Origin of the sequence: Sinobacterium caligoides, from assembly GCF_003752585.1 — a bacterium.
Classification (GTDB): Bacteria; Pseudomonadota; Gammaproteobacteria; order Pseudomonadales; family Sinobacteriaceae; genus Sinobacterium; species Sinobacterium caligoides.
In genome coordinates this window covers 755,136-767,153 of the sequence record NZ_RKHR01000003.1, presented here as the reverse complement: position 1 = coordinate 767,153, position 12,018 = coordinate 755,136, and the positions used below count along the sequence as shown (strand labels likewise).

At 49.3% G+C, this 12,018-nt stretch carries 14 protein-coding genes; all 14 read left to right on the top strand.

Translation table 11 applies throughout. The features are described 5' to 3' along the window. The first annotated feature begins 129 nt into the window (after positions 1-129). Positions 130-897, top strand: a complete 768-nt coding sequence (locus EDC56_RS03495; RefSeq protein WP_123711115.1) for an RNA methyltransferase — start codon at positions 130-132, stop codon at positions 895-897. 172 nt (positions 898-1,069) lie between these two features. Then, positions 1,070-1,567 (top strand): Fe-S cluster assembly transcriptional regulator IscR, encoded by a 498-nt coding sequence (gene iscR / locus EDC56_RS03490; RefSeq protein WP_123711114.1) that lies wholly within the window; start codon positions 1,070-1,072, stop codon positions 1,565-1,567. A 65-nt stretch (positions 1,568-1,632) separates the two neighbouring features. Beyond that, entirely contained in the window at positions 1,633-2,847 is a 1,215-nt protein-coding gene (locus EDC56_RS03485; RefSeq protein ID WP_123711113.1) for an IscS subfamily cysteine desulfurase, read from the top strand. Between the two features lie 114 nt (positions 2,848-2,961). After that, positions 2,962-3,345 carry a Fe-S cluster assembly scaffold IscU gene (gene iscU, locus EDC56_RS03480; protein ID WP_123711112.1) on the top strand — a complete coding sequence of 128 codons (384 nt, stop codon included), beginning with the start codon at positions 2,962-2,964 and terminating at the stop codon, positions 3,343-3,345. 77 nt (positions 3,346-3,422) lie between these two features. After that, positions 3,423-3,746, top strand: coding sequence for an iron-sulfur cluster assembly protein IscA (iscA, locus tag EDC56_RS03475; protein ID WP_123711111.1), 324 nt, complete (start codon positions 3,423-3,425; stop codon positions 3,744-3,746). Positions 3,747-3,823: 77 nt separating this feature from the next. Further along, entirely contained in the window at positions 3,824-4,363 is a 540-nt protein-coding gene (hscB, locus tag EDC56_RS03470; RefSeq protein WP_123711110.1) for a Fe-S protein assembly co-chaperone HscB, read from the top strand. A 64-nt stretch (positions 4,364-4,427) separates the two neighbouring features. After that, positions 4,428-6,365, top strand: a complete 1,938-nt coding sequence (gene hscA / locus EDC56_RS03465; protein ID WP_123711109.1) for a Fe-S protein assembly chaperone HscA — start codon at positions 4,428-4,430, stop codon at positions 6,363-6,365. A gap of 6 nt (positions 6,366-6,371) precedes the next feature. Continuing rightward, positions 6,372-6,710 carry an ISC system 2Fe-2S type ferredoxin gene (fdx, locus tag EDC56_RS03460; RefSeq protein ID WP_123711108.1) on the top strand — a complete coding sequence of 113 codons (339 nt, stop codon included), beginning with the start codon at positions 6,372-6,374 and terminating at the stop codon, positions 6,708-6,710. Positions 6,711-6,756: 46 nt separating this feature from the next. Further along, complete coding sequence (gene iscX / locus EDC56_RS03455; RefSeq protein ID WP_123711107.1) at positions 6,757-6,951, top strand: Fe-S cluster assembly protein IscX; 195 nt, start codon at positions 6,757-6,759, stop codon at positions 6,949-6,951. 275 nt (positions 6,952-7,226) lie between these two features. Beyond that, positions 7,227-7,652, top strand: coding sequence for a nucleoside-diphosphate kinase (gene ndk, locus EDC56_RS03450; protein ID WP_123711757.1), 426 nt, complete (start codon positions 7,227-7,229; stop codon positions 7,650-7,652). A 218-nt stretch (positions 7,653-7,870) separates the two neighbouring features. Then, entirely contained in the window at positions 7,871-9,049 is a 1,179-nt protein-coding gene (gene rlmN, locus EDC56_RS03445) for a dual-specificity RNA methyltransferase RlmN (protein WP_245980636.1), read from the top strand. 195 nt (positions 9,050-9,244) lie between these two features. Further along, on the top strand, positions 9,245-10,030 hold the full coding sequence (gene pilW / locus EDC56_RS03440; protein ID WP_162844066.1) for a type IV pilus biogenesis/stability protein PilW: 786 nt from the start codon (positions 9,245-9,247) through the stop codon (positions 10,028-10,030). After that, complete coding sequence (locus tag EDC56_RS03435) at positions 10,011-10,886, top strand: RodZ domain-containing protein (RefSeq protein ID WP_123711105.1); 876 nt, start codon at positions 10,011-10,013, stop codon at positions 10,884-10,886. Before pilW ends, EDC56_RS03435 begins: the two co-directional genes overlap by 20 nt. Further along, the gene (gene ispG / locus EDC56_RS03430; protein ID WP_123711104.1) at positions 10,886-11,998 is read left to right on the top strand and encodes a flavodoxin-dependent (E)-4-hydroxy-3-methylbut-2-enyl-diphosphate synthase; all 1,113 of its coding nucleotides are present in this window, start codon (positions 10,886-10,888) and stop codon (positions 11,996-11,998) included. The genes EDC56_RS03435 and ispG overlap by 1 nt, the downstream gene beginning before the upstream one ends. Positions 11,999-12,018: the final 20 nt, after the last annotated feature.

The window sequence follows — 12,018 nt, the reverse complement described above, 5'->3', positions numbered from 1 at the left end:
GCAAAAAAATGATCTTCTTGATCTTTTTGGCGTGAATAACCGCTCTGCGAGCGGTATACAATGTGCTATTAGCGTGATTTTGGAGGATACTAGCGCCAAAAGTTACTGTTGAGTTAGGTTGGGTTAGTCATGTTGCAGTTGTTGGATCACGTTAGGGTCATTCTTATTAATACCACTCACCCCGGAAATATCGGTGCGACAGCGCGCGCGATGAAAAATATGGGGGTTAGTGAGCTGGTTCTTGTAGCACCTAAGCGATACCCCGCTGATGAGGCAGACTGGCGGGCGGCAGGGGCAAAAGATGTGCTGGAAAATGCAGTGATTGTTAACAGCGTCGAAGAGGCTATTGAGGGTTGTGGGCTTGTTCTGGGAACTAGTGCGCGTGAGCGAAAAATACCCTGGCCGCTGTTCGATCCTCGCGAGAGTGCGGAGCGTGCTCAGCAGTCGCTGCAGGCCGGTAATAAAGTTGCGATCATGTTTGGTCGTGAAGACCGTGGCTTGACGAATGAAGAGTTACAAAAGTGTCATTTTCATGTGCACATACCGACCAATGAGGCCTATAGCTCGCTCAATCTTGGGGCGGCTGTACAGGTTTTATGTTACGAGATGCGCATGGCGTTACTGGGGGAGCATCCGTTAAGTGGAAAAACGCTTGATCGCTGGGACCATCCGCTGGCAAATGCCGCCGATGTTGAGCGTATGATGGTGCATCTCGAGCAGGTGCTGATCGACGTTGATTTTCTCGAATCAGGTAGCACTAATCAGGTAATGACTCGCTTGCGGAGGCTGTTTACTCGTCAGCAGTTGGACGCAATGGAGGTGAATATTCTTCGGGGCATACTGCGGAGCACGCAGAAGGCGCTGGTTTCTCGAGATGGCGGAAGTATTGCTGAGTAAGGCTTTACTTGGGCGTATCAACTGTCTTGCTAATCGCTTATAATGCGCCGTCGGAATTTCGTTATACCCAAGTAAAATACTAGGTTATATAGTTGACTGTTTTGCTTGGTTATTGGATACTGCGTATGACATGGCCCCGTAGTTTTTGGCCGACATATACGAGGAGAAGTCGATGCGTCTGACGACAAAAGGCCGTTACGCTGTGACGGCAATGCTTGATCTCGCGCTGCACGCGGATCAGGGGCCAGTAAGCCTAGCCGATATATCCGGTAGGCAAGAGATATCGCTGTCATATCTTGAGCAATTATTCGCCAAGTTGAGGCGGCAAAAACTAGTGGTAAGTGTTCGCGGCCCTGGAGGCGGTTATCGATTGAGTAGAGCTCTCGATGCTATCTCAGTGGTGGAGGTCATCGACGCAGTAGATGAGCGAGTGAATGTTACCAACTGTGGTGGTAATGGTAATTGCCGTGAAGATGGTTTTTGCTTGACTCACCATTTGTGGACAGATTTGAGTCAACAAATACATAGCTTCTTAAGCGGTATAACGCTCGATAGCTTAGTAAAGCGTCAAGAGGTGCGTTCTATCTCGGCGAGACAAGACGATAAAGAAGCTAAAGGTTCAGCAAAAGAGAATAAGGTAGCGACTATGCCGCTATCGATCCTAGGGTAGTACGAGTATCGCTTGTTCCGCGTGGAGCGGCGAGCTTGATGAGATAATTTTGGGAGTATAAAGAGATGCAATTGCCGGTATATTTTGATTATTCAGCGACGACCCCTGTCGATCCGCGTGTTGCGGATGCGATGATGCAGTGCCTGACGCTGGATGGCAATTTTGGTAATCCGGCTTCGCGCTCGCATGTCTACGGCTGGCGTGCAGAGGAGGCGGTAGAAAATGCTCGTCGCGATGTTGCCGACCTCATCGGTGCTGATCCGCGTGAGATCGTGTGGACCAGTGGTGCGACAGAGTCAGACAACTTAGCCATTAAAGGTGTTGCTAAGTTCTACGCAAAAAATGGTAAGCATATTATTACCTCAAAAATCGAACACAAAGCGGTGTTGGATACTTGTCGTCAGCTCGAGCGTGAGGGTTATGAGGTTACGTATCTCGAGCCGAACAAGCAGGGGATTATTACACCTGAGTCGGTAGAGGCGGCACTGCGTGATGATACGATTATCGTTTCTATTATGCATGCTAACAACGAGATAGGGACCATCAATGATATCGCTGCGATTGGTGAGTTAACACGTGCACGTAAAATCATGTTTCATGTTGATGCCGCGCAGACTGCGGGCAAAGTTGAGCTTGACATGGAAGCGATGAAGGTTGATCTGTTATCGATGTCAGCCCATAAGATGTATGGCCCTAAAGGCATCGGAGCATTATATGTGCGCCGTAAGCCTCGTGTCCGTCTGGAGGCGCAGATGCATGGTGGTGGTCATGAGCGCGGCATGCGCTCAGGCACGTTACCGACGCATCAGATTGTCGGCATGGGTGTGGCAGCTCGTATTGCCAAGGAAGAGATGGAGCACGAAAATATTCGCTTACTAGAGTTGCGTAATCGACTCTGGAGTGGTGTTAAGGCTATGGAAGAGGTTTATCTGAATGGCGATGAAAATCAGCGTTTAGCGGGTAACGCTAACATGAGTTTCAATTTTGTCGAGGGTGAATCGTTAATTATGTCGCTAAAGGATCTGGCCGTCTCTAGTGGTTCAGCCTGTACTTCGGCTAGCCTAGAGCCCTCATACGTACTGCGTGCGCTTGGTATGAACGATGAGTTGGCGCATAGCTCGCTGCGCTTTACAATCGGCCGCTTTACCACCGAAGAAGAGGTTGATTTTGCTGTTGAGTGCCTGAAGGGGGCCGTCACTAAGCTGCGTGAGTTATCACCTTTGTGGGATATGTATAAGGACGGTGTGGACCTCGAAAGTATCGAGTGGTCAGCACATTAAGATGAGCTAGCTAGCGTGGCGGCTCTCCGAATACGGGGCCGACCTCGCAAACAATTGTCCGTAAAAGTTAATGCGACGAAAAGAAGCGTCGCTATGTGAACGAGGAGAGACATCATGGCATATAGTGAACAAGTGTTAGATCACTACGAAAACCCGCGCAACGTTGGAAAATTAGATGACAGCGCGGAAAATGTCGGAACGGGTATGGTGGGTGCACCTGCTTGTGGCGATGTAATGCGCTTACAAATTCAGGTCAGTGATGATGGTGTTATCGAAGACGCCCGCTTCAAGACCTATGGTTGTGGCAGTGCTATTGCTTCAAGCTCGCTGTTGACAGAGTGGGTTAAGGGCAAGACATTGGACGAGGCGGGGGCGATTAAAAATACAGAGCTCGCAGAAGAGCTAGCCCTGCCGCCAGTTAAGATTCACTGCTCTGTGCTTGCTGAAGACGCAATTAAAGCAGCTATTGCCGATGTAAAAGCGAAGCGTGGCGAATAGCAGCGCAGCGCTAGTGCAATAATAGGTGCTGGTGGATTTCACTGTATAAGAGCCCGCTAGGGTAAGTTGGAGATAGTATGGCCGTTACAATTACAGAGGCCGCGGCGAAGCATGTTGGAAGTCAGTTGGCTAACAGGGGCAGTGGCATAGGTGTTCGTGTCGGTGTGCGTACCTCCGGCTGCTCGGGTATGGCTTATGTTCTTGAGTTTGTTGACAGTATTGATGAACATGATAGCGTCTTTGAAGATCATGGCGTCAAGGTTATTATCGACCCGAAGAGCTTGGTTTATCTTGAGGGTACTGAGCTTGATTTTGTCAAAGAGGGGTTAAATGAGGGGTTGAAATTCAATAACCCTAATGCCGCTAGTGAATGTGGTTGTGGCGAGAGTTTTCACGTCTAAGTTATCACCTCGGTCTCGTCTCTCACTGGGGCGGGGCGGTATTCTGTTGTGGGTTCTTCTTGTAGGTAAGGTTGGTCATGGGTGTCCTTGGTTTAGAAAAGTCTTTCTTCGAACTGTTTGATTTTGATGCTGAATATGCCGTCGACTACGTTGAGCTCGATCGGCGTTACCGTCTGTTGCAACAAGAGTTTCACCCAGATCGTTTTGCTGCAGAAGGCGACCGTGAGCAGCGCGTGGCGCTGCAGATGAGTGCCTTTATTAATGAGGCTTACGACACGCTTAAGTCCCCTCTCAAACGCGCTCAATACCTGCTTAAGCTTGCTGGTAAAGACGCCAGTGGTGAGAATACGACTAATCATGATGGTGAGTTCTTGATGCAGCAGATTATGTTGCGAGAACAGCTTGAAGAGGTTTCAGAGGCGCCTGATGCGGAGGTGGCTATCGAGGAGTTACGAGAGTCTGTTGAACAAAACTATGAGCAGATGATTGAAGGCTTCTCTACGGCCTATAGCAAGGGCGATTATACCCGGGCTACGCTCCTAGTGGCGCGTATGCAGTTTTTGTTTAAATTGCTGATTGAGGTGGAGCGAGTCGAGGAGCGCTTGCTCGATTATTAATATTCAGTAAAAACTTTGCCGACACTAATCAGTTATAGAATTATAGAATTAGAGAGTAGTAACAATGGCTTTACTGCAAATATCAGAGCCTGGTCAAGCTCCTGCACCGCATCAGCGTAAGTTGGCTGTGGGTATCGATCTTGGTACGACCAACTCATTGGTTGCGGCTGTGCGTTCGGGGGCTGCGGGGACTTTACCGGATTTGAATGGTGAGCATTTATTGCCCTCAGTCGTGCGTTACAGCGCTGACGACGTTGTTGTTGGGCGAGAGGCTCAGTTGGCAGCGGGCTTTGATGCTCATAACGTCGTGGCATCAGCCAAGCGTCTAATGGGTCGTGGTGTGAGTGATGTGCAGTCGTTTGCCGGAGAGCTACCGTACCTGTTTGCAGAAGATCACGGTGGCATGCCGATGATCGTTACTGCGGCGGGCGAGCGGAGCCCGGTGCAGGTTTCAGCGGATATATTGGCAGCATTGCGCCAGCGTGCTGAGGAAACCTTGGCAGGCGAGCTTGATGGGGTTGTGATTACAGTGCCCGCTTATTTTGATGATGCGCAGCGACAGGCAACGAAAGATGCCGCGATGTTGGCCGGTTTGAAAGTCTTGCGCTTGCTGAACGAGCCGACGGCAGCAGCGGTAGCCTACGGGCTCGATAGCGGCGACGAAGGCATTACGGTGATCTATGATCTCGGCGGTGGCACCTTTGATGTGTCGATTTTACGTCTTAGCAAGGGTGTCTTTGAGGTCATGGCGACGGGAGGCGATTCCGCTCTCGGCGGTGATGATTTCGATCGTGTCGTTGCTGATTGGTTTGTTACAGAGTCGGGTGCTGAGGTCGTTGATGCTGGTGCTGCACGTAGAATATTGCAGGCCGCTCGTAGTGCGAAAGAGGCGCTGTCAGAAAGGGAGTCTGTTGACGTTGATGTCGAAGAGTTGTCATGGTCGGGTACGCTGACGCGAGAGCAGATGGCCCAGTTAATTGACCCTTTAATCGATCAAACCATGCGGGCGTGTAAGCGGGCGTTGCGTGACGCCAAGGTGAAGACAAAAGATATCGATAGTGTCGTTATGGTTGGTGGTTCAACGCGCTCGCTACGTGTGCGAGAGCGTGCTGCCGAGATGTTTGCTCGGGAGCCACTGGTTGATATTGACCCCGACAAAGTCGTTGCCATAGGTGCAGCGTTGCAGGCTGATGTGTTGGTGGGCAACAAGAGTAGTGATGATTTGCTACTGCTTGATGTGATTCCGCTTTCGCTGGGTATCGAGACGATGGGGGGGCTGATGGAGAAGGTGATTCATCGCAATACAACGATCCCAGTCGCTATCGCGCAAGAGTTTACTACCTACAAAGATGGCCAGACAGCGATGGCTATTCACGTGTTGCAAGGTGAGCGAGAGTTAATTGATGATTGTCGTTCGCTGGCTCGTTTTGAGTTGCAAGGTATTCCGCCCATGGCTGCCGGTGCGGCGCATATCAGAGTTACTTTCCAGATTGATGCCGACGGTTTGCTCAGCGTTAGTGCGATGGAGAAGAGTAGCGGGGTGACGGCAACGATTCAGGTCAAGCCGTCTTATGGTCTCAGTGATAGCGAGATTAGTGGCATGCTCAGTGACTCTTTCAGTCACGCCAAAACCGACTTGCTAGCGCGTGAGTTACGTGAACAGCAAGTTGAGGCGGATAGAATTATCGAGTCATTAATGGGGGCGATGCTCACTGATGGCAATGAGTTGCTTAGTGAGGCGGAGCGCGATGACTTGACCAAGGCTATGGAGGTTCTGGTGTTACTGCGTAACGGTGATGACGCCGCTGCCATTGCGGCCGGTGTACAGCGCCTGGCTCAGCAGAGTGATTTCTTTGCTGAACGCCGGATGGATAGTAGTATCAAGAGCGCGTTAGCAGGTCAGAATGTCGATCAGTTCGAGGCTGCAGAAGATGCGACCTTAGGCTGTGTCGAAAAGGCAGAAAAGTTAAAGTCCCAATCAAAAGATCAGTCGGAAGGTTAAGTAGTTATGCCTCAGTTAATTGTGTTGCCACATCATGAATTGTGCCCTGAAGGTGCCGTCATTGAGGCGGAAGAGGGGAAGACCGTCTGTAAGACGTTACTTGAAAATGAGATAGAAATTGAGCACGCGTGTGAGATGTCGTGTGCTTGTACCACCTGCCATATCGTAGTGCGGGAGGGCTTCGACTCGATGGAAGAGGCCGATGAGCTCGAAGAAGACTTTCTCGATAAAGCGTGGGGGCTGGAGCCAGAATCGAGGCTGAGTTGTCAGGCTGTCGTTGGAGAAGAGGATCTTGTCGTCGAGATTCCTAAGTACACTATCAACCAGGTCTCTGAAAACCATTAGTATTTCTTGAATCTATAGATTAAGGCAATTTAAATAAGGAGTTGCTATGCAGTGGACCGATGTGCAAGATATCGCGATTGAGCTCTATGAGGCGTATCCAGACGTTGATCCGGCGACTGTCCGCTTCACTGATCTGCGTGATTGGGTGTTGGCGTTGCCGGGCTTTGAGGGGGATCCGGAGCGTTGTGGAGAGAAAATCCTTGAGGCGATACAGCAGTTGTGGATTGATGAGGCGGCATAAGGCGTTTGTATGCTAGCGTTCTTGTGAAACAAAACACCGTCTTTACGCGGTGTTTTGTTTTTTTAAAGGCTCGTTATTTGCGTCTTCTCGGGCGGCAGGGCTGTATTTTGTCTATTCATTCGCCAAATAGCAGGCTTTTCGCTTTGGCTTCCGTATTATTTTCTTGACGCTGTGGGTATAATCGCCCGCTTCACCCCTTCGGTTATTCGCAGGGGAATAAATTTAATTGACATGAAGTAGGGCGCATGCCCTTTTGCCTATTGGGAGATTTATCCGTGGCTATTGAACGTACATTTTCTATCGTAAAGCCTGATGCTGTTGCTAAGAACGTTATTGGTGAGATCTACAGCCGTTTTGAAAAGAATGGTCTAAAGATTGTTGCCTCTAAGATGGTTCGTCTTAGTCAAGAGAAAGCCGAAGGCTTCTACGCCGAACACAAAGAGCGTCCGTTCTTCCCCGCCCTAGTAGAATTCATGACTTCAGGCCCTGTTTGTGTGCAAGTGCTTGAAGGTGAAGGTGCAATCCTGAAGAACCGTGAGCTGATGGGTGCGACCAACCCAAAGGAAGCCGCTGCGGGTACTATCCGTGCTGATTTCGCTAGCTCTATCGATGCCAATGCCGTACACGGTTCTGATGCTCCTGAGTCTGCGGCGCGTGAAATCGCCTACTTCTTCGCCGAAGAAGAGATCTGCGCGCGTTAAAGCACTGTGACGGGTATTTTTCCGCTACTCAGCGAGTGAATACTCTATAACAGGGAGGCGTTGCCTCCCTTGTTTTTTATGTGACATCATATGATGTTTCCTTAATATTAAGATGTTGTAGCACAAGGGATTTTGCACGCGATATTTTAATCTTAAGCAAATATGCCAGTACCTCTGAATGGTCTGGCCTTGCGTTGATCAATTGTTTTAGGTGAATCATGAGTGAGCCAATGTCCCCCCAAGTTGTTGATGCCGGCCCCGTCGATACAACAAAAGTTAATTTATTGGGACTATCGCAGGGGCGCTTGCGTGCCCTGTTGAAAGTGATGGGAGAAAAGCCGTTTCGAGCGGAGCAGCTGTTGAAGTGGATTCATCACGAAGGTGTCACCGACTTCGATTTGATGACGAATATTAGCAAAAATTTGCGGGCTAAGTTGAAGGTTTGTGCAGAAGTTCGTCCCCCTGAGATTGTTAGTGAAGAGACCTCGGCCGACGGTACGCGTAAGTGGGTGATGCGTACAGATGAAGATGGTTTGATCGAGACGGTTTTCATCCCTGAGGACGGTCGTGGCACACTCTGCGTATCATCGCAGGTCGGCTGTTCTTTGGACTGTAGCTTTTGCTCTACCGGCAAACAGGGCTTTCAGCGTGACCTGACGTCGGCTGAGATTATCGGGCAGGTATGGTTAGCTTTGCGCTCCTTTGATGGCTTTCAAGCGGGTAATGGTCGTGTTGTGACCAATGTCGTTATGATGGGGATGGGTGAACCACTGCTGAACTTTGATAATGTCCTCGACGCGATGACGTTGATGATGGATGATCTTGGTTACGGTATTTCAAAGCGTCGCGTCACGTTGAGTACGTCAGGGGTGGTTCCGGCACTCGAGAAGTTGATCGGTAAAACAGATGTGTCGTTGGCGATCTCATTACATGCGCCTAATGATGAGCTACGCAGCGAGCTTGTGCCTATCAATAAACGTTATCCGATCAAAATGTTACTCGATGCTGTGCACCGTTATATGGACGCTTTGCCAGATAAGAAGCGCGTGGTGACGATTGAGTACACCTTAATTAGTGGCGTTAATGATAAGGCCGAGCATGCCTATGAGTTGGCACAGCTGTTGAAGAAGACACCGTGCAAGATCAACCTTATTCCATTTAACCCCTTTTCTATGAGCGATTACAAGAAGGTATCTAATAACGCCCTAGACCGCTTTCGTAAGATTTTGCAGAATGATGGCTATATCGTCACTGTACGTACCACACGTGGTGATGATATCGATGCTGCCTGTGGTCAACTGGTTGGTGATGTTAAAGATCGTACCAAGCGCTCGGCGCGTCACCGTGCCGCAAGGGCGAGCAATAACGAGCAAGTCATTAAGGTGATAGATCACTAAGGAACTGATCTCGAAGGTCGATTTCTTTTATGTACATCTCTATAGTGTGCGGTGGTTGTATATTGAAAAGTGGCTGTTATGAAGAGCAGCCACCTACTGAGGTATATACACATTTCGAAAGGGTGTAGAAAAGACAATAATGAGGGCCGTTACATGTTAATTAATTTACAGCTTTTGCCGTATCGGAGGCGTCTTTTGATATCGCTGAGAAGGCTGAGTCTGTTATTGGTCTGTGCTGCGGTAGTGCTCGTCAATGGTTGTATGACGGTAGAGAGCACGACTGTTAATGGTCGTAGTATTAATGAGAAGAAGGCTGCCGAAGAGCATGTTAAGGCGGCGATGAGCTATCTGTCTAACAAGCAGGTTGGTGAGGCTCAGCGACACTTAACGAGAGCGCTTGAACTCGATAAAACCTCAATTTCTGCGCATAACGCTTTAGCGTTGTCTTACAATATGACCGGTGAATATGAATTGGCAGAAAAGAGCTATAAGGATTTGTTGGCTATAGATCCTAGCTATAGCCCTGCCAGAAATAACTATGCCGCTTTTCTTTTTCAGCAAAATCGTGTCGATGAGGCCTGTGCTCAGCTTGCTACAGTTGTTCTTGATCCATCGTATCAGAAGCGTGCAGCAGCCTATTATAATCTTGGTGTTTGCCGTCAAAAACAGAAAGACTTTGAAGCGGCCAAAACGGCCTTCACACGCTCGGTAGCGCTTGATCAAAATGTTGCGATGCCTTATCTCGAACTGGCTGATTTGACATATAATAGTGGTGATTATGAACTGGCGAATAAATACTATGCCCGCTATCGAGAACAGTCGTCTGGCCCTACGGCGAAGAGCCTATTGTTGGGTATTAAACTCGCAGTAGAGTCCGAAGATGAGAACGCTACAGCCAGTCGTGTACTTGCACTGAAGAGCCTGTTCCCGGAAAGCCCCGAATATAGAGAGTATCAACGCCGTGCAAAAAACTACTACTAGCATTAATGATGGCGACGTTTTGGCGCCGGGACAGTTGCTGAAACAAGCACGTAATAGTAAAGGGCTGAGTATAGAGGATGTTGCATTACAGCTTTGTATTACTCAGCGTAATGTGATGGCGATAGAGACAGAGAACTTTGCTGAGATTGGTAGCACTATCTTTGTAACAGGCTACTTGAAAAACTATGCAAAGTTATTGGGGGTGGACGCAGATACGATCGTAGCGGCTTATCGAAACACTCATGATGATGCCGATGAGGCTTCGCGTAAGATTCAAAAGCCACAGCTTTCTATGCACACGCGACATAGAGGCCATCCACTGTGGATGTTGCTGGCGGTCATCATAGCAGTGATTGCCGCTTTTTGGGTGTTGTGGGGTGATTCGAACTTACGGCATGCAAGTAGTGTTGATAGTGTGAAGGTTGAAACAGCGGCGGGGTCGACAGTGGTCGAGTCCTTAGTTGAGACAAAGGCAGGCGCAGAGGCGAGTATCCTCGATACATCATTAGAGCCCGGCGTTGCCGCAGTGTCCGGTCTAGCAAAAACAGTTGCAACGGATGTGGTTGCAGACTTAAAGGATGAGTCTGACAGCGTCAAGCCCGCCATGACGATGAATCAATTGCAGCTCGATTTCAATCAGGATTGTTGGCTGGAGGTAAGAGACGGCAATGGTAAGCGCCTGTACTCTGGTATTAAAAAGAGTGGCCAGCAACTCGTACTTGAGGGACAGCCTCCCTTTAAATTAGTCATCGGTATCGCCAGCGCGGTTAGTGTGCGTTATATGGATGAAACGGTCGAGGTTGTGCCAACCGCGGGAAAGAAAACCGCGAAGTTAACTGTAGGGGTAGCAGGTTAATGAAGTTTGAATCGCCGATAAAACGACGTAAGTCTCGCCAGATTATGGTGGGTGATGTTGCGGTAGGTGGGGATGCGCCAATCTCCATACAAAGTATGACAAATACTGAGACCTGTGATGTCGAGGCGACGGTTCGGCAGGTTCGGCAGCTCGAAGATGCTGGTGCGGATATCGTGCGTATCTCCGTGCCCAGCATGGAAGCTGCTGAAGCGTTTGGTAAAATTCGCCAACAGAGTAAAGTGCCTTTGGTGGCAGATATTCATTTCGACCATAAAATTGCCTTGCGTGTTGCTGAGCTTGGTGTTGACTGTCTGCGTATCAACCCGGGCAATATCGGTCGGGACGCGAAAGTACGTGAGGTCGTTGAGTGTGCCCGGGATCGTAATATACCTATTCGCATCGGTGTTAATGCCGGCTCGTTAGAGCGTGAATTACTGCGAAAGTACAAAGAGCCAACAGCCGAAGCAATGGTTGAGTCGGCGATGCATCACATTGATATCCTCGATAAGCTGGATTTTCAGGACTTTAAGTTAAGCCTTAAAGCCTCTGATGTGTTTATGGCAGTCGACGCCTATCGTCGTATTGCCGGTCAGATTGAGCAGCCTTTACACCTAGGTATCACTGAGGCGGGTGGCCTACGTTCGGGCACCGTTAAATCATCGGTAGGGTTGGGCATGCTACTGATGGATGGTATTGGCGATACGATGCGTATCTCGTTGGCGGCCGACCCAGTGCAAGAGGTCAAAGTAGGCTTCGATATCTTGAAGAGTTTGCGCTTGCGCAGCAAAGGGATCAATTTTGTTGCCTGCCCAAGCTGCTCTCGTCAAAACTTTGATGTCGTGAGTACGATGAACGAACTAGAAGCTCGTGTTGAAGATATTATGACGCCGCTTGATGTGGCTGTTATTGGCTGTATCGTCAACGGCCCGGGTGAGGCTAAGGTGGCGGATATTGGCCTGACGGGTGGCACTCCCAGTAATATGATTTATATCGATGGCAAGACTGATCACAAAATTGGTCAAGAGAACCTTGTCGATAACCTTGAGCAAATGATTCGTGAGCAGGCAGCCAAGCGCCAAGCTGAGCTTGATGCCATTATCGCCAAAGGTTAAGGCACACGGCTATAGGTTGC